Genomic DNA, 24,366 nt, shown 5'->3' on the forward strand with positions numbered 1-24,366 from the left:
ACAGAAACACGGAACGGGTATTGCCATGGCACCGGGATGGAGACGCCCGACGCCGCCCTTCCCCCGGAGGGCGAGCTCGCCGAGCAGTCCGCCGTGAGCCGGCTGACGGTGCGCGAGGCGGTCAAGCAGCTGCGGGCGCAGAACGTCGTACGGGTGGTCCGGGGCCGCGGCACCTACGTGAACCCGCCGGACCGCTGGACGGCGCTGGAGCCCGTGATGCGCGCCGCCTCCCGCTCCTCCCACACCTCGCTGTCCCAGCAGCTCATCGAAGCCCGCCGCCTGATCGAGAACGGCGCGACGGAACTGGCCGCCGAGCGCCGCGACGAAACCCACCTCGCGGAGCTGCGCGAGCATCTCGCCACCATGCGGGACGCGGCGGACGAGGCCGACACGGAGAAATTCGTCCAGGCCGACATCGACTTCCACGCCACGGTGATGCGGGCCACGGGCAACCTCTTCGTCCCGCTCCTCTTCGAGCCCTTCGGCACCCTCCTCGCCGAGGGCCGCCGCGAGACCTCCGCGGTCCCCCAGATCCGCGTCAACGCCATCGCGCACCACGAGGCGGTCCTGGCGGCCCTGGAATCCGGCGCCCCGGACAAGGCCCGCGAGGCGATGAACGCCCACATGAACCAGACGGTGGACGACTACCGCACCTACGTACTGAAGTCCGCCGAATAACTCCCCCAGCGTCCCTACCCCGCCATGCCCTCCCGGAGCCCGAAGTGCTCCGCAATGCCCCACCCGTGAAGAATGTCAGCCCGTCCGAGGTGGCCGCCCGTCTGCGCACGGCCCCCCGCCTGGCCGTCCTCGACGACGACCCCACCGGCACTCAGACCGTCAAGGACATCCCGGTCCTCACCACCTGGGCCGTCGAAGACCTCCGCTGGGCCTCCCGCGGCGACTCCACCCTGCGCGGTCACTTCCCCCTCGAAACCGACGTCCTCACCGAGGAGCTGACGGCAGCCGGCGCCGCCCCCGACGGCGTCGTCCTGGTCCCCGCCTACATTCGGACCCGGCGCTGCGCCCGCCCTCCTTCGGCATGGTCCTCGCCCTGATCGTCACCCCGATCCTGCTGATCCTGGCCGGCACCCTCGGTCAGAACCTCCTCGCCGAAGGCTCGACCTTCCGCGCCGTCCTCACCGTTCTCGGCGCCCCGATGGTCGCCCTGCTCATCGACGTGACGCTGTGCGCCTGGCTCCTCGGCGCCCGCCGCGGCTGGGACCGTACGCACATCGCGAACGTGATGGGCTCGGCCCTCCCCTCCGTCGCGATGGTGATCCTCGTGGCGGGCGCGGGCGGCGTCTTCGGCAAGGTGCTGGTGGCGAGCGGCATCGGCGACGCGATCGCCGACGTCCTGGACCGGACCGGACTCCCGGCGCTCTTCCTGGCCTTCCTGACGGCGCTGGCCCTGCGCGCAGCCCAGGGCTCGACGACGGTGGCCCTGATCACGACGGCGGGCATCCTCACGCCACTGCTCCAGCGCGCCGACCTGTCGACCGGCCAGCTGTCCCTGGTCGCCCTGGCGATGGGCGCGGGTGGTCTGGCCGTGTCGCACATCAACGACGCGGGCTACTGGATGTTCACCAAGCTGGCCGGCCTGGACGTGGCGAGCGGCCTGCGCACCTGGACGGTCCTGACGACCACGATGGGTGTCATCGGCTTCGGTCTGACGGCAGCCCTGTGGCCCCTGGTGTGACCGGCGTCAGCGCACGCTGACGTCCAACGCCCCAAGTCCCGCACGCCGTACGGCGATCGACCCGTACGGCGTGCGCAGCCGTAGCCACGCACCGGACGAGAGCAACGCCAGATCCCCGGTGCCCCGCAGGAACCCCAGCGACTGGGCCGCGTGCACCGCCCGCACCGGCAGCTGCGTGTCCCCGACGGTCCGGGACCAGATCTCCCGCCCGATCCGGTCGAGTTCGCCGCGCGTACGCCGCTCGGACGCCAACTCCTGTGTACGGGAACGGAATTCGGTGATGCCTGCGCCGACCATCGCCAGCAGCTCAGCCGACGCGGGCAGCCCCGGCACCGCAAGCCAGCCTCCGCGCGGCGGAAGCACCCCGGCCCAGGGCGGACCGGTGACGGCCGCCGGAACGACAGCCGTGGCCGCCGCCTCGTCGACGGACTCCAGCAGCTCGCCCGCGGAGACGGTCACGTCCAGCGTGACGTCGAGCCCGTTCTCGTACGGCTTCGCCAGCCGTACCGCGCGGATCGCCAGTACCTCGAAGGACGGCGGCCGCCCGAAGACGGCGAGCGCGGTGCCGGCTGCCTGGAGGCGCACCGCCGCTGAACGGTCGTAGTGGAGCAGCCGGGAGAGGAAGGCCGCGAGGTCCGCCGCCTCCCCCTCGTCGGCGAGGTGGAGCACCGTCATGCGGCGACGGCCTCCTCCTCGTCGGCCGCGTCATCCATGTACTCCCGGAGGAACTCCTTCTCCTCCGGGGTGATCCGGCGCGGCCGCTCCGCCTCGAAGTCGAACGGCACGACCACCGTCGAGGCCCGGGCGTAGACCACGTCGTCGTCCTTCACCTCGCAGGTGATGGTGAAGGACGCGGCCCTGATCTCGGTGATCCACAGCTCTATGTCCACCGGGTGGTGCCGGTGGACGAGCTGCCGCTTGTAGTCGATCTCGTGGCGCGCCACCACCGACCCCTGCTTGAAGTTCTTCTCCGGACGGAACAGGAAGTCGATACGGGCTTCCTCCAGGTAGCGGACGAAGACCGCGTTGTTGACGTGTCCGTACGCGTCCATGTCGGACCAGCGCAGGGGGCAGCGATAGATGTGGCGCAAGATCGATCAGCCCCGGGTCAGCTTCTTGTAGGTGGCGCGGTGCGGACGTGCGGCGTCCGGTCCGAGCCGCTCGATCTTGTTCTTCTCGTACGACTCGAAGTTGCCCTCGAACCAGAACCACTTGGACTCACCCTCGTAGGCGAGGATGTGCGTCGCGACTCGGTCCAGGAACCACCGGTCGTGGGAGACGACCACGGCGCAGCCCGGGAAGTCGAGCAGCGCGTTCTCCAGGGAGCTGAGGGTCTCGACGTCGAGGTCGTTGGTCGGCTCGTCGAGGAGCAGCAGGTTGCCGCCCTGCTTGAGGGTGAGGGCGAGGTTCAGCCGGTTGCGCTCACCGCCGGAGAGCACGCCGGCCGGCTTCTGCTGGTCGGGGCCCTTGAACCCGAAGGCGGAGACGTACGCACGGGACGGCATCTCGACCTGGCCCACATTGATGTAGTCGAGCTCGTCGCTCACGACCGCCCAGAGGGTCTTCTTCGGGTCGATGTTCTCGCGGCTCTGGTCGACGTACGAGATCTTGACCGTCTCGCCGACCTTGATGTCGCCGGAGTCGGGCGTCTCCAGACCCTGGATCATCTTGAAGAGGGTCGTCTTGCCGGCGCCGTTCGGGCCGATGACACCGACGATGCCGTTACGAGGCAGCGTGAAGCTCAGATCATCGATGAGGACCTTATCGCCGAAGGCCTTGGAGAGGTTGTTGACCTCGACCACGATGGAGCCCAGTCGCGGGCCCGGCGGGATCTGGATCTCCTCGAAGTCCAGCTTCCGCATCTTCTCCGCCTCGGCGGCCATCTCCTCGTAGCGAGCCAGACGCGCCTTGGACTTGGCCTGCCGCCCCTTGGCGTTGGACCGCACCCACTCCAGCTCTTCCTTGAGCCTCTTCGCCCGCTTGGCGTCCTTCTGCCCCTCGACCTTCAGACGGGTCTGCTTGGTCTCGAGGTAGGTGGAGTAGTTGCCCTCGTACGGGTAGGCACGCCCGCGGTCGAGTTCGAGGATCCACTCGGCGACGTTGTCGAGGAAGTACCGGTCGTGGGTGATGGCCACGACAGTCCCCGCGTACTTGGCGAGATGCTGCTCCAGCCAGTTCACGGACTCGGCGTCGAGGTGGTTGGTGGGCTCGTCGAGGAGCAGCAGGTCGGGCGCTTCGAGCAGCAGCTTGCACAGCGCCACACGCCGCTTCTCACCACCGGAGAGGTTGACGACGGGCCAGTCGCCGGGCGGGCACCCGAGCGCGTCCATGGCCTGCTCGAGCTGGGCGTCGAGGTCCCAGGCGTTGGCGTGGTCGAGGTCCTCCTGCAGCTTGCCCATCTCGTCGAGGAGCGCGTCGGAGTAGTCGGTGGCCATCAGCTCGGCGATCTCGTTGAACCGGTCGAGCTTGCCCTTGACCTCGGCGACGCCCTCCTGGACGTTCTCCAGGACGGTCTTGTCGTCGTTGAGCTTGGGCTCCTGCATCAGGATGCCGACGCTGTATCCGGGCGACAGGAACGCGTCACCGTTCGACGGCTGCTCCAGCCCCGCCATGATCTTCAGAACGGTCGACTTACCGGCGCCGTTCGGGCCGACGACGCCGATCTTCGCCCCGGGGAGGAAGTTCAGGGTGACGTCGTCGAGGATCACCTTGTCGCCGTGCGCTTTGCGCGCCTTGCGCATGGTGTAAATGAACTCAGCCAAGAGAAACCGTCCGGCAGCTTGAAATCTGGCAGTGGGCAGATACACCCCATCTTGCCGGATCGCCACCCCTGGGGGGAAACGGGTATGGGCGGGTGGCTCTGACCTGGGGTTTCACTGTTGGCTGCGCTGACTCGACCGTCAATGTCGGCCGCCGCCGGTCGACCTCGGGCACCCTCGCACGGCCCAGGGACGGCCCAAGAAGCGATCACTCGGCAGACGTCCGCCACTCATCCAGCCTGACCCTCACCTGATGGTTGTGGCCGTGCCAGAGCACTTCCCCCTTCACGGAGGCCCCGAGAGCGGGCAGCTCCATCCCCAGAGGCATGGCCGTTATCTCGGCCAGCGCCACGGTGTCGGGTACACCTTCTATACGTAGGAAGACGCCAAAGGGCTGGCGGCCAATGACCTCTCCAGTTATGTGGGTCCCCACTGGTAGAGCTGCGATGGTCGCCGCCCAGCTCCCGATGACTATGTCTGCGTCCGGCAGGTCCGGGCCCGTGGGCCACGCATACTCATCCATCAACAGATCATGATGCAGTGAGCGACAGGGGCTTAGAAGGAGCTTGGCGTGTCCACCAGGAATCCGCCACAGGCTGGGACAGCTACCCCTTCAGATGGCGGCTAGTCACCTGTCGTCCACACGCATTCGGCACGGCTCGGTGCCGGTTCACGGTCGCCGGTAGGCCGCTCCAACTCGTCGTCCGACAGCCGCTCATCGTGCCGCTCGTTGCGCATGCGGTCACGATACGAGCGGAGGAGCTACGACCTGACGCGGAGCTGTCCTGCCAGGGGTTGACGGGGATCTCGTAGACGATCTCCATCGTGCTCTGGACGACCCGTTACGTCGACGCCGCCGTCGCCCAGCTACCAGGCCGAGGGCCACGCGATCCGCGAGGAGGACATCACCAGGCTCTCCCGTCTCAAGCACCGCAACCTGAACCTGCGCGGCCGCTACAGCTTCACCGCCTCGCCCCCGGCCGCCGGCGCCCTGCGCCCGGCCGACCTGGCAGCCTGCTCGATCTTCGCGCAGTAGGCTGCACGGGCTTCCTCGTCGATCTGCTGCTCGTATTCGGGGCGCACCCCGGTCCGGCCGTCGAGGCCCTCGCGCAGGATATCGGCGTGCCCGGCATGCCGGTTGGACTCGCCGAGGACGTGGACCATGATGGCGAACAGGTTCGTGTTGGGATAAGGCTCCGACCACCACGGCACGTGGCCGGGGGCGTCGAGGGGAAGCTCGTTGATCGTCGCGTCCGAGTGTTCCCACGTGCGCCGGTAGAACCCGATGATCTGATCGCGGGTCTCGTCCTCGGTCGCCCACTGATCGCTGCCGTCGTAGTCCTGCCACCGGCACAGCGGTTCCGGGGACGGGCGGTCGAAGACCTCGCCGAAGTACCTGGCCTCGACGGTGGCCACGTGTTTGACCAGGCCGAGGAGGTTGGTCCCGGTCGCTGTCAAAGGTCGGCGGGCGTCGTATTCGGACAAGCCGTCGAGTTTCCAGAGCAGCGCCTCGCGGTCCCGCCGCAGTCTCCTGTGCAGGTTGTCCTTCGCGAATTCATCGATCATGCGGCATGAACCTTCCATGGGCTGTTCGTGGTCTCAGACGTGGGGGTGGGGGTGGGGTGCGTGACGTCTCGCGGCTGACCCGACCCGCGACGGTGACGGTCACTGCGCAGGAGAACTACACGCATGCTGTTCGGTGCCGTTCTCTGATCCCGTTGAGTAGTTCGGGACCGGGGAGGGGGGCGGGTGCCAGGTGAGAATCCAGCCGGCGGTAAGCACCGCCGCGCCGCCTGCCAGGGCGATTGCGCCGCCTGTTCCGATGCCTGCGGCCACCGAGCCGAAGCAGGCCGGCCCGACGCCCTGCAGCGTCATGCTGCCGGAGCCGAGCAGACCGAAGGCCTGGCCCTGGCCATCCTGCGGCAGAGCGTCCAGGAACGGCCGTTGCAGGCCGAGACCGTAGGCCAATCCGAAGCCGCAGAGCAGCAGCAGACAGGACGAGACGCCCACTCCGGGCTGGGTGGCGAAGCCGACCAGCGGCAGTCCCGTCAGCGCAATCAACGGGACTACCAGTCGCTCCCGGGTGGGTGGCCGTAGCAGTCGACCCACCAGCAGGTCACCGACAAGCATGCCGACCGGCAGACAGCCCATCAGCACCGCGTACCAGCCGGGCGCGAAGTGGCGTCCTCCCGCGTAGGCGACGATCAGACCTTCCGCGCCCGCTACGAACGCGGGCGGTAGCCACTGGGCCAGCATCAGTCGTCGTACCGTGTGTCCGCGCAGCAGCAGGCCGGCACCGTGCAGGCTTGCCCGGACGGCCCCGCCATCGCCCCGAGCGCTGCCGGGTGTGCCGCCGAACTCTGCCGGCTCCAGCCGGGGTAGCCGGATGCGGACAGCGAGCGCGCAGCCGAGGTAGAGGGCGGCGCTTACCGCGAGCGCCCGGTGCGGGCCGAGTACCGCGACGACCGCACCTCCCAGCGCCAGACCGAACAATTGCGCGCCAGAGGAGGCGATGTTGTTCAGCGAACGGCCCAGTACATAGGCGTCGCCCTTCAGCCACTGCGCGACCAGCCGACTCGACGCGCCGCCGTACACCGGTGTGGCGAGGGCGACCAGCGCCACGACACCGAGGCTTGCCGCGATCGGCATCCGCACCAGGGCGAGCAGCAGGGCGGCGGCGCACTCCAAGGCGTAACCGCCGGCGATGAGCGCGCGGGGCGGCAGTTGGTCGGCCAGTGAGCCCAGCAGCAGCGAGCCGAACAACTGCGGGAGAAAGCCGATGCCGAAGGCCAGTGCGCTCAACAGCGCGGAGCCGGTGGCCGCGAAGACCAGCACCGAGAACGTGGTGATGCGCAGCGAGCCCGCAGTGATCGCGACGGCGCGGGTCGAGAAGAGCAGCCGGAATCGCGGCTCGGCCAGCACCTCCCGGTAGGTGGCACGGTGGTTGCCCTGCGCGGGTTCGGCGGTCGGGGTCATGACGCGCAGCCTCGCCGCGCGCCCACGCCACTCACCAATGATTCGTCGCTGGACGAATCGGAACAGACGTCCGGCGGTAGCCTCGCAGGGTGCTCCGCTTCGAAGTCTCCGTCGAGGACCTGCTGCGCAGCCGCTTCGCACTGTCGCCCGCGATGGACCTCTGCTTACTGCTGCGCTCGCTCGCCGGCCAAAACCGGCCGTTGCCGCGAGCCTGGGCCACCCGGCTCCTGCCGGCCTTTGAACGGCTTCGCCGCGAGACCGAACTGGACGCCGCCCTCGCTCTGCACACCCCGCAGTCCGGACCGAACTTCGTCGCCCCGCCCCCGCGCGGCCTCAACCAGACCTGGGCAGACGACCTGGCCATGATCCGGGCCACACCGCTGGAAGCGGCCCGCCACGAATTCGCCACCACCGCGACCGGCCCGTCCGCCCATGATCCCCGCGTACGCGCAGTGCTGGACTCCACGGACGCCGTCTCCAGGATCGCCGAGGCGATGGACCAGGCGTGGCACGAGCTGCTCGCCACGGACTGGCCGCAACTGCGCGCGATCTGTGAGCGCGATGTCGTGCACCGGGTGGGTGTGATCGGCGAACACGGATGGGCCACGACCATCGAGAGCCTGCACCCGAGCATCGCCTGGCGCGCCGGCGGTATCGAGATCGGCTTCTTCCCCCCAGTCGGAAACGTCCGCCTCGTCGGCGACGGGCTGCTGCTGATCCCTTCGGTCTTCGTCGGGAATATCGCCGCCCACCTGGAAGACCCCTGGCCCAGGACCTTGGTCTACCCTGCCCGCGGCACCGCCGCCCTGTGGGGCGAACAGGCGACCGTCCCCCAACCGGACGCGCTGACCGCTCTGGTCGGCCGGGCCCGAGCCCGGCTGCTGTTGGCGCTGGACGCCCCGGCCAGTACGAGCCACCTCGCCCGAAGCCTCGCCATGGCACCCGGCGCGGTGGGAGACCACCTCGCCATCCTGCGAGGCGCGGGGCTGCTCGTCCGCGCCCGGTCCGGACGGTCGGTGCTCTACCGGCGCACCCCGCTCGGCGAGGCGCTGGTCGCCGGTTCGGGCTGAGGGCTCAGATCAGCACTGTTCACGATGTGGGGCGTGCTCGCGTCACTCGCTACCTTCAGCAGGGCTGCGTGCGCACGGGAATCGTCCGTTGCGCCGTGAACTGTACGGAGCGTTCCTCAGCGCCCTGACCAAAGCGCGAGGTGAGCATCCAAGAGCCTGATAGCGAAGACCTCGGACATGCGCTCCGAGACCTCGTCGGGCGTGAGCCACGAGACTGCCGTCGACTCACTCGACGTGCGCTCCTCGTCAGGACGGGGCGAGGACGCAGAACTCGTGGCCCTCCGGGTCGGTCAGGCACGTCCACGGGACGTCGCCCTGGCCGACGTCGAGGTCGGTGGCACCGAGGGCCCGCAGCCGGGCCACCTCCGCCGCCTGGTCGTCACCGGGGTACGGCAGCAGGTCGAGATGGACGCGGTCCGGCACGGTCTTCACGTCGGGCGTGCGGAGGAACTCGAGATACGGGCCGACAGCCTTGGCGGAGCGCAACACCGCGTGTTCGTCGGTCACTTCGTGCACGGTCCAGTCCATCGCCTCACCCCAGAACCGGGCCATGGCCCGCGGATCCGCGCAGTCGACCACCACCGCGGCGATCGGCCCGGTGTCCCGGTAGCTCTCCCGAGGCTCCAGCACGCAGAACTCGTTGCCCTCCGGGTCGGCGAGGACCGTCCACGGCACTTCGCCCTGGCCCACGTGGGCGGGCGTCGCACCGAGGGCCTTCAGTCGCGCGACCAGCTCCGCCTGATGGGCCGCGGAGGCGGTGGCGAGATCGAGGTGTACACGGTTCTTCGTCGCTGTTTTGGGTTCCGGGACGGGAACGACGTCGATGCCGATGGCGACCGGGTGCGGCCAAACGAGGCCGCCCGCGGGTCCGACGTAGGTGGCCACGCCGGGGCTGTAAGCACTCCAGCCGAGCGCTTCCGCCCAGAACCGGCCGACCGCCGAGCCATCAAGAGCCTTCATGATCACATGAACGGGTCGCAGCGCCATGTCGGCGATCCTATGCATCCGCTCTGCAACGACATCCGCAGGCGATGCTGCGTCGGCGCCGGCACACCGCAGGGTGCGGAGCCGCTCCGGCGGTCAGGTGACCCGGCCCGCGATGGTTTGCGCGCACGCCAGGGACTCGGTGTGTGTGGTGTCCACCTCCAGGTCGTAGGCAACGCCCTCGTGGACCACATCCGCCTGCAGCGCTGCCATCCCCTGCACCCGGTCTCCCCGGGCGATCTCACGGCCCGCGGCGACCGCGCTCTCGCACCTGACGCCCACCCACAGCACGGTCAGTCCGTCGAGAGCCTTCTGCCAGCGCTTCTGGGACGCCGCTCCGCCGAGGAAGACGTCGTCGACGATGATCCTGGCGCCCGCCCGGGCCATCGCCACGATGCCCTGCGCCCAGGCCGCCTGCAGCGCCATGAAGTCCGCTCCGACGCTCACGCCGCCGTCGGCAGCGAACGTGATTCCCGAGTCCGACGCCTGCATCTTGGCGGGCAGGGCGTCGACGAACGAGTCCACCCCGAACGCCGGCCACGGATCCGGCAGTACGGCCTGCAGGCACCGTACGATCCCGGACTTCCCCGAGCTGGAACCGCCGTTGAGAATGATCACCTGAGTCGCCATCGCGCCACAGTAGGGCGCCTGCCGCTCGGGCACGAAGCTGATTTCGGCAGGCGCTCGCTGCTGCGTCGGCGCTCAGTCCTGCGGCCGCGCTTCCTTCTTCCGTACGAGGACCAGGGCCGCGCCGCCGATCAGGACCAGGCCGATGGCGATGCCCGCGATCAGGGGGGTCATGGTGGAGCCGCCGGTCGCGGCGAGGTTGGTGTCGTCGGACGTGGTGCCGACCGTGGCGGGGCTCGGCTCGCTGACGGTCTGGGTGACGGTGCCCGCCTGGTCGGCCTCGGTCGCCTGCGTCATGCAGTCCAGCACGCCGGTGAAGCGCTGCTCGAAGCCGGCCGGGCCCTGGATGGTGAAGTCGTAGGCCTGGTCCTCCTGCAGCGGGATCGTCACCGTGCGCGACTCGCCCGCCGGGATGCTGTACTCGATCCCGAGCAGCTCGAAGGTGAAGGCGGCGTCGCCCTTGTTGGCCGCGGTGATGTCGACACCGCCCTTGGCGCAGTTCTCCGCCGCGGACAGTGCCGGTATGGCACCGGTCCCCGCCCAGGCCGCGCTCGCCGTAGCCGAGACGGTCGACTCGCTGGAGCCGGCCAGGATCTGCGTCTGGCTGCGGCTCTCCGCGGCGAAGGCCCGCCCCACCGGCACGGTCGTCGAGGCCTGCACGGTCAGCTCGGCCTGGCCGTCCGCGGCCTTCTCGGGCACCTCGAAGAACACCTGACCGCCGTCGGCCGCGGAGGTGACGGCCTTGCCGTCCCTGTCCACGATCCGCACCCCGCTGGTGGCGGCGTCCGCAGGCGGTGTCACGGTCACGCTGTCGGCGTTGGTGTGCACCGTCACCGGGCCGAGCCGCTCGCCGGGGTGGCCGGAGACCGCGGGCGGGTCGAGCGTCAGCGACGCCTGCGGTTCGGCCACGGCGCGTGCGCTGTGCTCCAGGTAGTCCGCGAGCTTCTCGGCCTGCGGGTCGACGGCGTCGACGTCCACGGCGTCGGAGTAACGCCAGATGGCCACCTGGGTGCCGGCCGCCGCGTCCTGCTCGGTGAGGCCGCCCTCGACGCCCGCCTTGCGGGCGAGTGCCGCGAGGTCGTTCACCTGCGGGTAGGAGTTCTGCAGGATCCAGCGGATCTTGCCCGCGTCCTTGTTGGCGCCCAGCGAGGTGCCGCTCCAGGACGTCTCGTGGTACTTGGCGTCGCGCTGCGTGGGGTTGTGGATGTCGACGCAGTACGTCTGGAGAGTGCCGCCGCCGTCGACGGACATCTCGAACAGACCCGCCGAGATCTCCTGGTCACCGGAGTCGGCGTGGACAACCGCCGCGCCGTATGTCTTCAGGCCGCCTATGGTGGCGGTCGCCCCGCCCTGGCTGCGCGCCGTACCGTCGGCCGCGGCCGCGCCCGTGCCGGTCATCACCGAGGCGGCGACGAGCCCGGACACCAGGGTCGCGGCGGCGAGACGGGTCGCCTCTCGTCCGCGCACCGACAGCGCGGAGAACGCAGAAAACACAGAATTCCCCTTCGAGCAGGACCCGTTGACGTGGGGGATAAGGTCCCACCAGCAGAATCAGAAGCCCCGAGAGCTATGTCCGGCATCCTAGGGACGCGCCGCACCACGCTTCCCTGTGATCCCGTCGGAGGGCCGATCCGACTCGGAATCGTTATCGCCAAGATCCCTTGCGAGCAGGGCTTATCGACAAATCCACCGGGGTCGTTCGGAACGCATTCGTCGATAAGCCGCAGTTCGGTCAGCTCTGGTGTCGGCAGTTGCGAGTGACTGACGTCACGTCACCGCAGCTGGTTCCGGGGCCTGTTGGGATCCGCCCTCCGCGGGTGGCGTCTCCCAGTCGGGCTCGGGGCGGTCCGGTGCCGTGACGGCTCCCGCCTCCGGCCTGGGGGTGCGCCGGAAGGCCGAGGTGCCGCGGGCCAGGTCATGGCCGATCGCCACCGCGTCGATGTCGGCCGAGGTCCAGCTCTGGCCCTCGCGTACGTCCGAACGCACCTTCAGCCTGCCCTGCACCACGACGGGATCGCCCACGTTCAGTGACCCGGCGGCGTTCGTGGCCAGCTGCCGATTGGCCCACACCGTGAAGAAGTTGGTGTGCCCGTCGGTCCACTCGTTCTTCCCGCGGTCCAGATAGCGCGAGGTCACCGCCAGCCGGAAGCGCGCGGACGGTCCCGTCGCCAGTTCCCGGTACACGGGCTGCGTCGCCACGTTGCCCACCGCGCAGATGGTCGTCTCGTTCATCTCGAACCCCTCCCTCACCCGGCCGCACGGCCGGGCGGATACGCGCACGGGCCCGTCCCGTACGGCTGCGTCCGACATGACGGCCGCGCGCCCCCGGAACGTCCCCGGTACGTCTCTCGTACGTCCCCGGTACGTCCCTGCCGCCGCCGTCACCGCGATCGACCGCGTCCGTCGCGATCGCCGCGAAGCCAGACTGCCTCCGCCGGGCCGAGCCCGCTGAGCCCTGTGGATCACCGCCCGCCTGTGGATATCTCCGCCACCCGAACGGGTGAGCCACCGGCCCCGACCCGAGGTCGCCCCGAAGGCCCCAGGCCCCTCAGTTCACCTCGCCGCGACCCCCGCCCCCATCACTCGCCCGTACTGCTCCCGAACCTCCCGATAGCGCAGCAACTCCGCCGCCACCGGATCCAGCACCCGGGCCCGCCCGCACCCGGCCGCCGCCTCCCGCAACCGCCGTTCCGCCTCCAGGCCGTACCGCCGTGCCGGGCCCCGTGCCGCGATCCGGCACCCCCACTCGACGAACGGACCGCCGACGATGCCCGCCACCATCAACAGCACCGGCACGCCCAGGTTGGGTGCCATGACCCCGACGATCTGCCCCACCAGCCAGAGCCCGCCGATGACCTGAAGGATCGTCATGGCGGCCTGCACCAGGACCGCCGCCGGCCACCAGCCCGGCCGCGGCGGCCGCCCCGGCGGCAGTCCGGCCCGCGCGGCCAGCTCGTCCAGCGCCTCGGGCAGCCCCTGGGCCCCGCGTACGGCCGCCTCACGCACCGCCTGCGCCCAGGCCGTGGGCAGCCCGGCCGACGCACGGTCGGCGACCGTCCGCACCGCCTGTTCGACGCGCTGGCGCGCGGTGGCCTCCTCGTCCGTCTGGCCGCGCAGAGTCAGGCGTCCCGTCGGCGGTTCGCCCCGGTCCTGGTACCAGCGCCACAGCCGTAGCCAGGGCGTCCCGCACGCGCGGTTGGCGTTGCGCAGCCAGGCCCGCTCTGCGGCCTCGCCCGCGGCCGTGGCGCCGATCGCGTCCGCGAGCCGGGCGGAGAACTCGTCCCGCGCCTCCTCGCTGAGCCCGGTCCGCCGCCGCGCCGCGTACACGGGCCGCAGCCGCCACCCGGCGGCGTCCACGTCGGCCGAGATCCGGCGTGCGGCGGCCCCGCGTTCCGCCACGAACTGGCCGAGTGCCTCGCGCAGGTCGCCGATGCCGTCCCCGGTGAGCGCGGACAGCGCGAGCACGGTCGCGCCCGGTTCGCCGTGCTCGCCCAGCGCGATGCCGTCCTCGTCGAGCAGCCGCCGCAGGTCGTCGAGGACCTGGTCGGTGGCCTCCCCGGGCAGCCGGTCGATCTGGTTGAGGACGACGAACATGATCTCGGCGTGCCCCGCCATCGGCCGCAGATAGCGCTCATGCAGCATCGCGTCGGCGTACTTCTCGGGGTCGACCACCCAGATGACCGCGTCGACGAGCGCCAGAACGCGGTCGACCTGCTCGCGGTGCTGTACGGCCGCCGAATCGTGGTCGGGCAGGTCGACCAGGACGAGCCCGCGCAGCTGCCCGTCCGCGGTCGCGTTCTGCGCCGGGCGCCGCCGCAGCCGTGGTGGGATGCCGAGCCGGTCGATGAGGCCGGCCGCGCCGTCGCTCCAGCTGCACGCGAGGGGCGCGGCGGTCGTCGGACGCCGTACGCCGGTCTCCGAGATGGTCACTCCGGCGAGCGCGTTGAAGAGCTGCGACTTGCCGCTGCCGGTGGCGCCGGCGATCGCGACGACGGTGTGCTGACCGGAGAGCCTGCGCCGTGACGCCGCCTCGTCGAGCACCTTGCCCGCCTCGGCGAGCGTCTTGCTGTCGAGCCGGGTGCGGGAGAGCCCGACCAGTTCACGCAGCGCGTCGAGCCGGGACCGTAGCGCCCCGTCGTACGCGAGCGGCGTCACGACCGGCGAGCCGACGGCCCGGGGCTCCACGACAGCGGGCTGCTCCGCGGCGGCGCTCTCATTCACCCGCCGTGCGATGAGCCCGTCGTCCCAGGGGGTCGCGGATTCCGTGCCGGAAGGGGAGTCCGCGCGTGAGGGGGGCTCCGTGCGCGAAGGGGACTCCTTGCGGGAGGCGGGCTCCGCGCGGGACGAAGACTCCGGACGCGAGGAGGACTCCTTCCGCGAAGAGGGCTCCTTGCGCGATGGGGGCTCCGGACGTGAGGAGGACTCCGTACGGGACGAGGGTGGCTGCGGACGCGAGGAGGATTCCGTACGGGACGAGGACGGCTCCGTACGAGACACCGACTGCGTACGAGGCGAGGACTGCGTACGACGTGAGGTGTCGCCGGCGTCGTGGCCGCCACCCTCGTGGCCGCCGGCGTCGGGGCGGCCCCCGCGCGCGTCGGTGTCGGCATCCCCCACGCGCGCGTGGTCGTCGTTGGGCCGCCCCTCCCGCTTCGCCGGCGTCCTCCAGAGAGCCCGCTTGTCCGGCTCCTCGGCCGCAGCGGGGCTCTCGCCGTCGCCGGGGCCTGCCTCCGCGCGGCCCTCTGCGGGGAGGGCGCTTTCGGAAGGCTTCTCCGCACCGCGGGCGTCCGCCGCGTCGCGTGCGCCCGCGGCATCGGGAGCGCCCTCCGCAGAGACGCTCATTGGGACGTCCACGGGGACGTCCCTGTGGACGTCCGCAGGGATACCGGCTTCGCGTTCGTCGTCCATGGTGACGACGTCCTCCCGCTGATCGGCGTGCTCCGTGTGGTCCTGGTCAGTGACGGCAGTCACCGGTCACCTCTCCTTCAGCAGTACGGACAGCGCGGCGATGAGTTCGGCCTGGGGGTCCGGATGGATCTCCAGGGCGTCGAGTGGGGCGAGCCGGCGCTCGCGTTCGTGGTGCATGACCCGGTCCAGGTGCTCGGCGAGCAGCCGCCCGGCCCGGTCGCGCAGCCGCAGCGCGCCGTGTGCCCCGATCCGCTCGGCGAGCCCCTCCCCCGCGGACCGCGCCCGGCGGGCGCCCAGCAGCGCGGTGGCGACGAGGGCGGTGACGACCTCGGCATCGGGAACGACGCTGCGGTCATGGACGCTCACCTCGTCCTCGGCGTACTCCTCGAGCTCCCGCCGCCAGCGCCGTACGGCCAGCCCGATGCGGTGCTCGACACTCTCCGGCCTCGGTTCACGGCCCGTCAGCTCGGGGGCGGCGGCGGCCGGTTCGCGCTGCCAGGCGTCGTCGACGCGCTCGTCGGCGGCGGTGACGGCGCACAGCAGGAGGGTGCTCAGGCTGTCCACCAGCGAGTCGAGGAGCTCCCCGGCGGAGCAGTCCAGCGGGAAGGCGCGCCAGCGCTTCAGGGCGTCGCCGGCGAGTACGGCGCCGGCCTGCAGTCGGCTGCGCACGCGCGCGTACTCGCTGTCGTACGCGCTGTCCACGGCGGCCGTGAGCCGCAGCGCGGCCGCGTACTGGGCGGCGGCGGCACTGGCGAGCTCGGGCATGCGGGCCTTGAGGGAGTCGAGAAGCCCGTATGCCGTACGGGCCACGACGTGCTCCCGGGCCGCCGGGTCATGGGCCTGCTGCACGAGCCAGGTGCGCAGGGCCGCCACGGCGCTGGCCGGCAGCAGTCCGCCGCCCCAGGCCGACTCGGGCAGCTCGGGCACGGTGAAGCGGGGTACTTCGCCGAGGCCGGCCTTGGTGAGGAGCGCCCCGTACTGCCGCGACACCTCGGACACGACCTGATGGGGAACCCTGTCGAGAACGGTCACCAGGGTGGCGTCGTACTCCTTGGCGGTACGCAGCAGGTGCCAGGGGACGGCATCGGCGTAGCGCGCGGCCGTGGTGACCATGACCCAGATGTCGGCCGCGCAGATCAGCTCGGCGGCGAGGGCGCGGTTGTCGGCGAGCAGGGAGTCGATGTCGGGCGCGTCGAGGAGGGCGAGCCCGGCGGGCATCGTGTCGGCGGTCTCGACGCGCAGCACGCGCGCGCCGTCCTCGCCTGGCAGCATCAGTTCGTCCGCCGGATCGTGCTCGGGCACCCACACACGTGTGAGATCGGGCAGTACGCGCATCCCGCTGAACCAATGATGATCCTCCGGATGGCAGACCAGCACCGGGTTTCGCGTCGTCGGCCGCAGCACGCCCGCCTCGGTCACGCGTCTGCCCACGAGGGAGTTGACGAGCGTCGACTTCCCGGCGCCGGTGGATCCTCCCACCACGGCCAGCAAGGGCGCTTCGGGCTCTCTCAAGCGGGGCACCAAATAGTCGTCGAGCTGCGCGAGCAGTTCGTCGCGGTTGGCACGCGCGCGTGGGGCCCCCGCCAGGGGCAGCGGGAAGCGTGCGGCGGCGACACGGTCGCGCAGGGCGGAGAGTGCGTCGAGCAGCTGAGGCCGTACGTCCAAGGTCACCACATGCGAAGAATGCCCAATTTTAGGGGAATTCTGAAGCATATGAGCATGTCTGCGCGCCGACGGGACACAAGGGATGGAAGGGGCGACTGGGACACAGGCACAGTCCAGGCATAACGAGTGCACAACACCCGGGGCGTACGAGGCCAAAAGCGGTGCACGATTCGCACCTGCCTGCGATTATCAGGACCGCTTCACCGAACCTCCACATCGAGCCACGGAGGCGAAGCAACTGGGACATGGACGCGGGAGCCCTATCCTTGTCCCCGGCATCGTCACGGATCAGCCCGCACCCCGGGCACCACGACCGAGGCCACCACAACCGGCCCCCGTAGCTCAGTGGATAGAGCAGGCGCCTTCTAAGCGCTTGGCCGCAGGTTCGAGTCCTGCCGGGGGCGCTCATGCTCCGCCCTCCTTCGGGAGGGCGTTTTTGCTGCCGCTCCCTCACGTCCGGGGCGGCGTCACAGGTCGGTGCCCCCGCTGACGTCGAGGTACTGACCGGTGATCCAGCGGGAGTCGTCGCAGGCGAGGAACGCCACCACGTCGGCCACGTCGGAGGGCCTGCCGATGCGGTCGAAGACGGACCGCGCGGCCAGGGCGGCCCGTGCCTCGGGCGTCGCTCTGCGCCGGGCGTTCATGTCCGTCTCGATGAACCCCGGCCCGACCGTGTTGACGGTGATGCCGCGGCCGCCGAGCTCCTTCGCCAGACACAGGGTCATGGTGTCCAGCGCACCCTTGGACATGGCGTACGCGACGGACTCGGGGAAGGCCCGTCGTGTGGCGAGCGAGGAGATGTTGATGATGCGCCCACCGTCACGCATCCGCGGCAGCGCGCCCTGCACGAGGAAGAACGGTGCCTTGGCGTTGACGGCGATCATGCGGTCGAAGACCTCGGGAACCGCCTGCCCCACCGGCCCCGAACCGCTCACCCCCGCGTTGTTCACCAGGATGTCGAGCGAGCCCTCGACGCCGCTCTCCGCGCGCAGCCCGGCGTCGAAGGCCGCGAACACGGCGTCGGCATCGCCCGGCACGCCGAGTTCCGCCTCGACCGGGAAGGCTCGTCCGCCGTTCTTGCGTATCTCCGCCACGACCTCCTGGGCGGCGTCCGCGCTGTGCCCGTAATGGACGCCGACGAGCGCCCCGTCGTGCGCGAGCCGCCCGGCGATGGCTCTGCCGATTCCCCGGCCGGCCCCGGTGACCAGTGCGATCTTGCCCTTCAGTGCGCGTTGGGTATCCACGAAGACCTCACGAAGACCTTGTGTATCGAAGGAAGCAGGAACGAGGGAGAGAGTAGGAACGAAGGAGAGAGCAGGAACGGAGGAGGGAGCAGAGGAGAGAAAGCGTGCCGGACCGACGCCTCACCGGCCCATGAACTCCCGGTACCACACGGCGTGTTCGGCAAGGCTCCGCGCGAACCCCGTTCCGGGATCGGCCCCGACGGCGCCCCAGAACCTGTCGTCCGCGAACCAGTGGTCCACGGCGAGCATGCCGAGGTGGTGCAGCGCACGCGGCCGGCCGGCGAGCCGGGTCCGGGCCTCGTCGATGTCCACGGGCGGGCCCGGCAGGCGCAGGCCGAGCCGGTCGGCCAGCGTGTCCAGCAGTTCCGAACAGTCCACCGGCTCCGGGTGGTTGACGTGATGCGCGCCCGTCAGGTCCCGGTCCGACAGCCCGGCGGCGACCACCGCACGCCCCAACGCCCGTACGTCGACGACGGAGTGCCGGGCGGTGCAGCCCTTCAGGCCGGCCGACAGCAGCCCCAGCAGGCCGGCCAGCCCCGGCACCACCCATCGGTCGCCGGCCCCGAGCACGAGGTGCGGGCGCAGCACGACCCCGCCGGCGTCCAGTACGTGCCGCTCGGCGGCGGCGCGGGACCGGCTGGTCGGCGAGACCGGCGCGAGCGGCAACTCGCCGGGGAGCGCTCCGGTGAAGGGCCCCCGGCCGTATACGGCGGCCGTACTCACGTAGACGACCCGGGCCGCACCTGCGCGCGTCGCCTCCTCGACGAGGGCGCGGGTGCCGTGGTCGTTGACGGTCTCGGTGAGGCGTTCGTCGTCGCCGATGTGGGAGGCGCAGTGCAGTACGACGTCGATGCCGTCGCAGACACCGCGCAGGGACGCCGGGTCGGCGAGGTCCGCGCGTACGACATCCGCCGCCGGGGCGCCGGCGACGGGGCCGCCGGCCGGCGGCAGGCTCCCGGGGTGGCGCAGCAGCAGCCGGATCCGGGACGGCGTCACGTCCCGCGACTCACCGAGAGCCGCGACGACATGACCTCCGATGAAGCCGCCGGCACCGGTGACGAGTAAGCGTGGTGACAAGGTGAGTTCCTCCCTGCCGGCCCACGGACCGGCTCGGCGGCCAGGTCCTTCACGGTACTGCGCGTTCCGTACAGTCGTTCCACCTGGCCATGGAAAGGAACCACCGTGCGGCTGCGCTGTGCTGTGCTCGACGACTTCCAGAGCGTGTCGACCGAGGTCGCCGACTTCTCGCCCCTCGCGGACGACGTGGAGGTCGTCCCCTTCACCACCCACCTCCCCGACGAGGACGCCCTCGCCGCGGCCCTCGCCGACTTCGACATCGTCGTCACGCTGCGGGAACGCGTCCCCTTCCCCGCCTCCCTGATCGCCCGTCTGCCCCGGCTGAAGCTGCTGATCGCCTCCGGCATGCGCAACTCGGTCATCGACTACGCCGCCGCCGAGGCGCACGGCGTCACCGTCTGCGGTACGGCGAGCTCCTCGACCCCGCCCGTCGAACTCACCTGGGCCCTACTGCTCGGCCTCGCCCGCGGCATCGTCGAGGAGAGCAACGCCCTGCGCTCCGGTGGCCCCTGGCAGCACACGGTCGGCGCCGACCTGCACGGCCGCCGTCTCGGACTGCTCGGCCTGGGCAAGATCGGCAGCCGGGTGGCCCAGGTCGGCCTCGCCTTCGGCATGCACGTCACCGCCTGGAGCCAGAACCTCACCAAGGAGTACGCCGACGAGGTGGGCGTCCAACTGGCTCCCTCCAAGGAGGAGTTGCTCGCCGAGAGCGACTTCGTCTCCGTCCACCTGGCCCTGAGCGACCGCACCCGAGGCCTGCTCGGTGCGTCGGAACTCGCCCTCCTCAAGCCGACGGCGTACCTGATCAACACCTCACGCGCGGCGATCGTCGACCAGGACGCCCTGCTCACCGCCCTGCACGAGGGCCGCATCGCCGGTGCCGGCGTCGACGTCTTCGACATCGAGCCCCTCCCCGCCGACCACCCGATGCGCACGGCCCCCCGCCTGCTCGCCACACCCCACCTGGGCTATGTCTCGCAGGCCAACTACGCCACGTACTACGGCCAGGCGGTCGAGAACATCCAGGCGTACCTGGCGGGTTCACCGGTACGACGGCTGCCTTGAGGCCGGCGCTGCCGCGGCGCTCCGGCGGGGGGTCAGTCAGCGGTCAGGCGATGTCGGCGTCCCCGTCGTGCGCGGCCTCGACCGGCCGCCGGTAGATCCCCTCGCTCCGGCTCAGATGGTGCAGGTCCACCAGATAGCGCCGGAGCGCCACATGGTCGATGTCGTCGCTGTCCTCGCACCAGACGCGCAGCTTGTCGTCGACGGTCCGCTCCGGGTACTCGACACCCGGCTCGAAGGTCTGCTCGGCGATGTGGCGCAGCACCAGCTTCTTGCGGGTCCACCGCGCGGGCAGCCGGACCAGCCGCCCGTCCCGGACGAAGGTGCGCAGGACCAGGTCGGTCCGGTCGTCCCCGGAGGCAGGGCTCCCGGCGGCCGCGGCGTCGTTCTCCCGCCGCGCCGCCTCCCGCGCGTACTCCTTGAACAGGCCGTACGCCACGCCCAGTTCCCCGTCGTCCCCAGCCGTCACCACGCCCTGCTCCCGCAGTCGGAGCAGCGCCACGGCCGTCTCCTTCGGGGACAGCCCCGCCGCCCGGGCGACCTGCTCACTGCTCCCCGCGCCCAGCGCCACGGCGGCGAAGGCCCGCACCCGGCTCTCCTCGGCGAACAGCCGGACCAGTTGTTCCGTCGGATCGGTAGCCATGCCCGGAGGCTAGTGGACATCGGCCGCGGAGCTAACCGATTTTTCCGCGAACCGAAACGAGGCGAGGCGAGGCGACGCAGGACATGGCGAGGCGGGCCTCAGGCGTACCGGTAGATCGCGGACATGTCCTCCAGCTCGTCCGGAGTCACGTCCCACGGTGGCAGTCGCTCGTGCCGGGCGACGATCCGGCCGTACTGCGCGCTGCCCCGGCCGGGCGGCTTCGCCGGCAGATAGCGGTGTTTGCGGTGGCGCCGCTGCCAGCGTTGCCACTGCATGTCCATGAAGGCGTGGACCAGCCAGAAGACGGGGTCGTTGACGGACGCGCCGCCGAGCATGACGCCCCCGACCCAGCGATGCACCCGGTTGTGGTTGCGCCAGACGACCCTGCCGCTGCCCCACCCCTCCATCTTGTTGCGGAAGCCCTTGGTGACCGTCGAGTCCCACGGGGCGACGTCGTAGACGGGGTCCTTCAGCGCCCAGTTCAGATCGTCCCGGGTGGGCAGGTCGATCGGATCGCGGGGGCGGCCCAGGTTCCGGGTGAGGAACTCGACGTTGGTGATGCTCTCCGTGATGGTCCAGTTGCCCGTCCGGTAGGCGAACGGCCCGGTCATCACCTGCCGGTCCACGGGCCGCCCGGTGCCGCCGAGCAGATCGTCGGTCCACGGCACCGAGGTGGTCGAACGGTCCCGGGTCCAATCCCAGTACGGCACCGTCACCGAGGGGTCGACACGCTGCAGGGCGCTCTCCATGTCCAGCACGAACCGGCGGTGCCAGGGCAGGAAGGAGGGCGTCATATGGGCGGCGCGCAGTCCGCGGTCGCCGTCGCCGACGAAGTGCTCGATGTGCAGCCGTACGAACTCGTCGTACTCGCCACTGCGTTTGAGCTCGAGCAGCGCCTCGACGAACCGCCGCCGCTCGGTGCGCGTCAGCTTGCTGACGTTCTTACGCACGTACACCATGCTCCGCCTCCATGTGCAGGTGCCCGCCGTGGAACGGCCCGGGAGCCAGGTCGAGCAGCCGTCGGCGGGGTCCGAGTTCGTCGACAGCCGCGCGGGTCGCCTCCAGCGGCGTCCGGTACCAGCTGTAGTGGTCGATCATGCTCAGCCAGGTGCCGTCGGCGCGGCGCATCAGGTGCAGCGGGCGGCCGTCCACGGTGACCCGCCATTCGACGCCGAGGGCGCTGAGGCCCTCGAAGGGAAGCGGGGCGCCCTGGATACGGCGGCCGCGGTAGGTCTCGTCGAAGGGGGTGCCGGTCTCGTGCTGCCCATCCGCGGACTGCGAGGGCCGGGAGGCGGCGAGCACCGGCGTGAACGCCACGGCGACGGAGGCGAACAGCAGCCGCGCCGCCTCCCGCCGTGTCCACCGCCCCGTCTCGCCGCTCACCGGGGCGCCCGCCCCCTGTACAGCACCCACCGACACTCCGTCTGCGCTGACGGCCATCGCTCACTCCTCGTACGGTTCGGCTGTTCGTACGAGTAACCGTCCAGGACGCCCCACGGTCACCGCCGGAACGCCCATACGGCGGTGTCACCCGGTCGGCCTCAACTCGTCCAGAAGTCCCACCAACGGGTCAGGATCAGCATCCCGACGATCCCGATGTGCAGCAGCGGAAGTACCCAGGTGAACTCCGCGAGGAAGGCCTTCACCGGCCCCGGCGCGGGCAGGAAGCCGTTGCGCACAAGAAAAGAAGTGACGTACCAGAACAGCGGGATCGTCGCGAGCCAGGCCAGGCAGCACCACAGGCACAGCGCGTTGATCCGGTACAGGGACTCGAACTGCAGCCAGGAGACGAACCCGATCCCGAAGAGGCATCCTGCCCCGAAGGCCAGCCAGTACCAGCGCGGGAAGGCGGCCCCGGCCAGCAGACTGACGCCGACGCAGATCACGATGCCGTAGGCCACCAGGCCCAGCATCGGGTTGGGGAACCCGAAGGCCTCGGCCTGGTCGCTCTCCATCACGCTGCCGCAGGACAGCACGGGGTTCAGGCTGCAGCCCGGGGTGAAGTCCGGGTCCTCGAGCAGCTTGAACTTGTCGAGGGTGATGACCCAGGAGGCCAGCAGCCCGGCCGCCCCGGTGAGCACGAGCAGCAGGGCGAACGCCCGGCCGCCGCCCACGGTCCGCCGCGCGCCCGGGGCCGGGGTCGGGGTCACCACCGCGCTGCCTCGCGGTGGACGCGGAGGTAGTCGACGCCGAAGGTGATCGGAGCCGGGCCGCAGGGCGCCGGGTGGTGCTCGCCGGCGCACACCGACAGGTTCAGGATCAGATACGCCGACCAGTCGGCGCCGACGCCGGTGCCGTCGGAGAAGACGCACGCGCCATTGACGTACCACTCGACGGAACACGCGCCGTAGCAGGTGCCGATGGTCACCCAGCTGTCCGGGGCGATGGCGTCCTCGTCGGTGTAGTACGTCGAACCGCAGTTGACGTGGTTGGACAGCTCCAGCAGATGCGGGTTGTCCGGGTGGTACTCGAAGGAGTCGACCTCGTTCTCGCCGTCTTTCCAGGTCCACAGCGCCGGCCAGGCCCCGAGCCGGGAGGGCAGTTGGAGGCGGGCCTCGACGTAGTCGCCGGTCCTCACCCGGAAGCCCTCGTCGGAGTACTCGGTGGTGAGCAGGCCGGTGCGCCAGGCCTGGCGGCCGTTCTCCAGGGTGTGGCCGGAGGGTGTGGCGGTGAAGGTGGCCGTGCCGCCCGAGACGGTCACGCAGCCGGGGTCGAGTCGGTCGAGCTTGTTGTCGTCCGGGTTGTGATCGCAGTAGCGGTAGGCGCTCGTTCTGTCGCCGACCCATTTGGCGCCCCAGGCGATCGGTGTGCTGAACTCCTCCGACCAGATGAGCGACCTGTCGGCGGTCGCGGCCGGCGTGAACTTGACGCTGTCGGTGGTCATGGCGGCGAGGGTAATTCCTCTTTCGGGTCGCGCATGCGGTCGACCGGGCTGGACGAACCATACGATCAATCGATTCGCCGACCAGATGTCAATCCCTCCGAATGCCTCTGTGCATTCCATTCTTCACCCCTGCGAATTTCACGCGTATGGAGCAACGTGTCTCTTTTGCAGCGGCCTTGGACTGCTATGTTCTCCAACCGTCGGATCAGAGGTACTTTCAAGCGAGGTGAATCATGAAGAAGGCAGTTTTCACCACTGCTGCGTTGGCCATCGGTGCGGGTCTTGTGGGTGGCTCGGCCGCTGCGGCGTCGGCCGCCGGGGGATCGGGAATCTCCACCAGTCCGATCGGGGGGCTCATGTCCCCGACCAAGGTGAGCCCGGCGATCCTGCCCGCGGCCGATGCCGTGACACGGCTGGCCCGCGAAGGCGGTGTTGCAAAGGGCAGCGCGTTCGACAAGAACAAGTCCGGGGGAATGTCCGGCGTTTACCTGGACGGAATGGACCCGAATGCCGCCAAGAAGCCCACGATTCCGGTGAAGAACCCGGTCGGAACCGGATCGGTCCAGGTGCACCCGCTGCATGCGCCGACCGCTTCGGGGCTCGGCACCTTGCTCCCCAAGAAGTGAAGACCTTGGTCCCGTATGTTCGCGGGACAGAGCTGTTCCCGGAATTCTGAGACTCTGATCCGGTTCTCGGGAGCCGGAGACCGACAGCAGGCCCAGACGCTGGATCCGGACCCGCAGCTCCCCCTCCGCACACGGCGGGCCCGAA

The 24,366-nt window shown here is 70.4% G+C and carries 25 protein-coding genes, 1 tRNA gene and 1 pseudogene; 8 read left to right on the plus strand and 19 right to left on the minus strand.

All coding sequences use genetic code 11. The annotated features are described in order from the left end of the window. Window positions 1-36 precede the first annotated feature (36 nt). The 3 genes from EHO50_RS05085 (at window position 37) to EHO50_RS05095 (ending at window position 1,696) form a co-directional block, all read left to right on the plus strand. Window positions 37-678: a FadR/GntR family transcriptional regulator gene (locus tag EHO50_RS05085; RefSeq protein ID WP_128428556.1), complete on the plus strand. Its 642-nt coding sequence runs from the start codon at window positions 37-39 to the stop codon at window positions 676-678. 65 nt (window positions 679-743) lie between these two features. Beyond that, on the plus strand, window positions 744-1,055 hold the full coding sequence (locus EHO50_RS05090) for a four-carbon acid sugar kinase family protein (RefSeq protein ID WP_246101019.1): 312 nt from the start codon (window positions 744-746) through the stop codon (window positions 1,053-1,055). Continuing rightward, a complete protein-coding gene (locus EHO50_RS05095) occupies window positions 1,040-1,696 on the plus strand; it encodes a GntT/GntP/DsdX family permease (RefSeq protein WP_246101020.1) in 657 nt (218 codons plus the stop codon). Before EHO50_RS05090 ends, EHO50_RS05095 begins: the two co-directional genes overlap by 16 nt. Before the next feature lie 6 nt (window positions 1,697-1,702). On the opposite strand, the gene EHO50_RS05100 is transcribed toward EHO50_RS05095, so the two are convergent. From EHO50_RS05100 to EHO50_RS44620, 4 genes are all read right to left on the minus strand, one after another. After that, on the minus strand, window positions 1,703-2,371 hold the full coding sequence (locus tag EHO50_RS05100) for a DUF8010 domain-containing protein (RefSeq protein WP_128428558.1): 669 nt from the start codon (window positions 2,369-2,371) through the stop codon (window positions 1,703-1,705). Continuing rightward, window positions 2,368-2,787: an acyl-CoA thioesterase gene (locus EHO50_RS05105; protein WP_128428559.1), complete on the minus strand. Its 420-nt coding sequence runs from the start codon at window positions 2,785-2,787 to the stop codon at window positions 2,368-2,370. Before EHO50_RS05105 ends, EHO50_RS05100 begins: the two co-directional genes overlap by 4 nt. Before the next feature lie 6 nt (window positions 2,788-2,793). Continuing rightward, the gene (gene ettA / locus EHO50_RS05110; RefSeq protein WP_128428560.1) at window positions 2,794-4,458 is read right to left on the minus strand and encodes an energy-dependent translational throttle protein EttA; all 1,665 of its coding nucleotides are present in this window, start codon (window positions 4,456-4,458) and stop codon (window positions 2,794-2,796) included. A 205-nt stretch (window positions 4,459-4,663) separates the two neighbouring features. Beyond that, complete coding sequence (locus EHO50_RS44620; RefSeq protein WP_220096415.1) at window positions 4,664-4,978, minus strand: hypothetical protein; 315 nt, start codon at window positions 4,976-4,978, stop codon at window positions 4,664-4,666. Between the two features lie 296 nt (window positions 4,979-5,274). Here EHO50_RS44620 and EHO50_RS45775 point away from each other — a divergent pair. Then, window positions 5,275-5,491 (plus strand): annotated as a pseudogene (locus EHO50_RS45775) (Tn3 family transposase); the annotation flags it as partial. Here the strand turns inward: EHO50_RS45775 and EHO50_RS05125 are convergent. Together EHO50_RS05125 and EHO50_RS05130 are read right to left on the minus strand one after the other, a co-directional pair. Continuing rightward, window positions 5,410-6,021, minus strand: a complete 612-nt coding sequence (locus EHO50_RS05125; RefSeq protein ID WP_128428561.1) for a DinB family protein — start codon at window positions 6,019-6,021, stop codon at window positions 5,410-5,412. The pseudogene EHO50_RS45775 and the gene EHO50_RS05125 sit on opposite strands and share 82 nt — an antisense overlap. A 99-nt stretch (window positions 6,022-6,120) precedes the next feature. Then, window positions 6,121-7,431 carry an MFS transporter gene (locus tag EHO50_RS05130; protein WP_128428562.1) on the minus strand — a complete coding sequence of 437 codons (1,311 nt, stop codon included), beginning with the start codon at window positions 7,429-7,431 and terminating at the stop codon, window positions 6,121-6,123. An 89-nt stretch (window positions 7,432-7,520) separates the two neighbouring features. On the opposite strand from EHO50_RS05130, the gene EHO50_RS05135 reads away from it, so the two are divergent. Continuing rightward, complete coding sequence (locus EHO50_RS05135) at window positions 7,521-8,501, plus strand: winged helix-turn-helix domain-containing protein (RefSeq protein WP_128428563.1); 981 nt, start codon at window positions 7,521-7,523, stop codon at window positions 8,499-8,501. Between the two features lie 246 nt (window positions 8,502-8,747). Here the strand turns inward: EHO50_RS05135 and EHO50_RS05140 are convergent, their stop codons facing one another. From EHO50_RS05140 to EHO50_RS05165, 6 genes are all read right to left on the minus strand, one after another. Further along, window positions 8,748-9,488, minus strand: coding sequence for a VOC family protein (locus EHO50_RS05140; protein WP_128428564.1), 741 nt, complete (start codon window positions 9,486-9,488; stop codon window positions 8,748-8,750). Window positions 9,489-9,581: 93 nt separating this feature from the next. Continuing rightward, window positions 9,582-10,115: a chloramphenicol phosphotransferase CPT gene (cpt, locus tag EHO50_RS05145; protein WP_128428565.1), complete on the minus strand. Its 534-nt coding sequence runs from the start codon at window positions 10,113-10,115 to the stop codon at window positions 9,582-9,584. Between the two features lie 72 nt (window positions 10,116-10,187). Beyond that, window positions 10,188-11,606 (minus strand): Cys-Gln thioester bond-forming surface protein, encoded by a 1,419-nt coding sequence (locus EHO50_RS05150; protein WP_128428566.1) that lies wholly within the window; start codon window positions 11,604-11,606, stop codon window positions 10,188-10,190. Between the two features lie 273 nt (window positions 11,607-11,879). Continuing rightward, entirely contained in the window at window positions 11,880-12,344 is a 465-nt protein-coding gene (locus EHO50_RS05155; protein WP_128428567.1) for a single-stranded DNA-binding protein, read from the minus strand. A gap of 321 nt (window positions 12,345-12,665) precedes the next feature. Then, the gene (locus EHO50_RS05160) at window positions 12,666-15,083 is read right to left on the minus strand and encodes a YfjP family GTPase (protein ID WP_128428568.1); all 2,418 of its coding nucleotides are present in this window, start codon (window positions 15,081-15,083) and stop codon (window positions 12,666-12,668) included. Window positions 15,084-15,086: 3 nt separating this feature from the next. Continuing rightward, a complete protein-coding gene (locus tag EHO50_RS05165; protein ID WP_128428569.1) occupies window positions 15,087-16,694 on the minus strand; it encodes a dynamin family protein in 1,608 nt (535 codons plus the stop codon). A 322-nt stretch (window positions 16,695-17,016) separates the two neighbouring features. On the opposite strand from EHO50_RS05165, the gene EHO50_RS05170 reads away from it, so the two are divergent. Next, a tRNA-Arg gene (locus EHO50_RS05170) sits at window positions 17,017-17,089 on the plus strand. A 63-nt stretch (window positions 17,090-17,152) separates the two neighbouring features. Here EHO50_RS05170 and EHO50_RS05175 read toward each other — a convergent pair. Together EHO50_RS05175 and EHO50_RS05180 are read right to left on the minus strand one after the other, a co-directional pair. Further along, complete coding sequence (locus EHO50_RS05175) at window positions 17,153-17,929, minus strand: SDR family oxidoreductase (RefSeq protein WP_164904751.1); 777 nt, start codon at window positions 17,927-17,929, stop codon at window positions 17,153-17,155. Between the two features lie 120 nt (window positions 17,930-18,049). Then, window positions 18,050-19,006 carry an NAD-dependent epimerase/dehydratase family protein gene (locus EHO50_RS05180; protein ID WP_128428570.1) on the minus strand — a complete coding sequence of 319 codons (957 nt, stop codon included), beginning with the start codon at window positions 19,004-19,006 and terminating at the stop codon, window positions 18,050-18,052. A 105-nt stretch (window positions 19,007-19,111) separates the two neighbouring features. On the opposite strand from EHO50_RS05180, the gene EHO50_RS05185 reads away from it, so the two are divergent. Then, a complete protein-coding gene (locus EHO50_RS05185; protein ID WP_128428571.1) occupies window positions 19,112-20,071 on the plus strand; it encodes a D-2-hydroxyacid dehydrogenase family protein in 960 nt (319 codons plus the stop codon). Window positions 20,072-20,114: 43 nt separating this feature from the next. Here EHO50_RS05185 and EHO50_RS05190 read toward each other — a convergent pair whose 3' ends face one another. From EHO50_RS05190 to EHO50_RS05210, 5 genes are all read right to left on the minus strand, one after another. After that, entirely contained in the window at window positions 20,115-20,711 is a 597-nt protein-coding gene (locus EHO50_RS05190; RefSeq protein WP_128428572.1) for a DUF2087 domain-containing protein, read from the minus strand. 98 nt (window positions 20,712-20,809) lie between these two features. Further along, window positions 20,810-21,670 (minus strand): tyrosinase family protein, encoded by an 861-nt coding sequence (locus EHO50_RS05195; protein WP_128428573.1) that lies wholly within the window; start codon window positions 21,668-21,670, stop codon window positions 20,810-20,812. Continuing rightward, complete coding sequence (locus EHO50_RS05200) at window positions 21,654-22,151, minus strand: tyrosinase family oxidase copper chaperone (RefSeq protein WP_128428574.1); 498 nt, start codon at window positions 22,149-22,151, stop codon at window positions 21,654-21,656. Before EHO50_RS05200 ends, EHO50_RS05195 begins: the two co-directional genes overlap by 17 nt. Window positions 22,152-22,252: 101 nt before the next feature. Further along, window positions 22,253-22,864 carry a vitamin K epoxide reductase family protein gene (locus EHO50_RS05205; RefSeq protein WP_425472130.1) on the minus strand — a complete coding sequence of 204 codons (612 nt, stop codon included), beginning with the start codon at window positions 22,862-22,864 and terminating at the stop codon, window positions 22,253-22,255. Then, window positions 22,858-23,595 (minus strand): glycoside hydrolase family 16 protein, encoded by a 738-nt coding sequence (locus EHO50_RS05210; RefSeq protein ID WP_128428576.1) that lies wholly within the window; start codon window positions 23,593-23,595, stop codon window positions 22,858-22,860. The genes EHO50_RS05205 and EHO50_RS05210 overlap by 7 nt, the downstream gene beginning before the upstream one ends. A gap of 233 nt (window positions 23,596-23,828) precedes the next feature. Between EHO50_RS05210 and EHO50_RS05215 the strand changes: the two genes are divergently transcribed. Continuing rightward, a complete protein-coding gene (locus tag EHO50_RS05215; protein WP_246101021.1) occupies window positions 23,829-24,221 on the plus strand; it encodes a hypothetical protein in 393 nt (130 codons plus the stop codon). Window positions 24,222-24,366 lie beyond the last annotated feature (145 nt).

This window comes from Streptomyces cyaneus (assembly GCF_004028635.1).
GTDB lineage: Bacteria > Actinomycetota > Actinomycetes > Streptomycetales > Streptomycetaceae > Streptomyces > Streptomyces cyaneus.

Coding starts and splice junctions, on each gene's coding strand:
- EHO50_RS05095 (WP_246101020.1), top strand. CDS start 1,040: ATGGTCCTCGCCCTGATCGTCACCCCGATCCTGCTGATCCTGGCCGGC.
- EHO50_RS05190 (WP_128428572.1), bottom strand. CDS start 20,711: ATGGCTACCGATCCGACGGAACAACTGGTCCGGCTGTTCGCCGAGGAG.
- EHO50_RS05155 (WP_128428567.1), bottom strand. CDS start 12,344: ATGAACGAGACGACCATCTGCGCGGTGGGCAACGTGGCGACGCAGCCC.
- EHO50_RS05130 (WP_128428562.1), bottom strand. CDS start 7,431: ATGACCCCGACCGCCGAACCCGCGCAGGGCAACCACCGTGCCACCTAC.
- EHO50_RS05140 (WP_128428564.1), bottom strand. CDS start 9,488: ATGGCGCTGCGACCCGTTCATGTGATCATGAAGGCTCTTGATGGCTCG.
- EHO50_RS44620 (WP_220096415.1), bottom strand. CDS start 4,978: ATGGATGAGTATGCGTGGCCCACGGGCCCGGACCTGCCGGACGCAGAC.
- EHO50_RS05195 (WP_128428573.1), bottom strand. CDS start 21,670: ATGGTGTACGTGCGTAAGAACGTCAGCAAGCTGACGCGCACCGAGCGG.
- EHO50_RS05085 (WP_128428556.1), top strand. CDS start 37: ATGGAGACGCCCGACGCCGCCCTTCCCCCGGAGGGCGAGCTCGCCGAG.
- EHO50_RS05210 (WP_128428576.1), bottom strand. CDS start 23,595: ATGACCACCGACAGCGTCAAGTTCACGCCGGCCGCGACCGCCGACAGG.
- cpt (WP_128428565.1), bottom strand. CDS start 10,115: ATGGCGACTCAGGTGATCATTCTCAACGGCGGTTCCAGCTCGGGGAAG.
- EHO50_RS05200 (WP_128428574.1), bottom strand. CDS start 22,151: ATGGCCGTCAGCGCAGACGGAGTGTCGGTGGGTGCTGTACAGGGGGCG.
- EHO50_RS05125 (WP_128428561.1), bottom strand. CDS start 6,021: ATGATCGATGAATTCGCGAAGGACAACCTGCACAGGAGACTGCGGCGG.
- EHO50_RS05100 (WP_128428558.1), bottom strand. CDS start 2,371: ATGACGGTGCTCCACCTCGCCGACGAGGGGGAGGCGGCGGACCTCGCG.
- EHO50_RS05215 (WP_246101021.1), top strand. CDS start 23,829: ATGAAGAAGGCAGTTTTCACCACTGCTGCGTTGGCCATCGGTGCGGGT.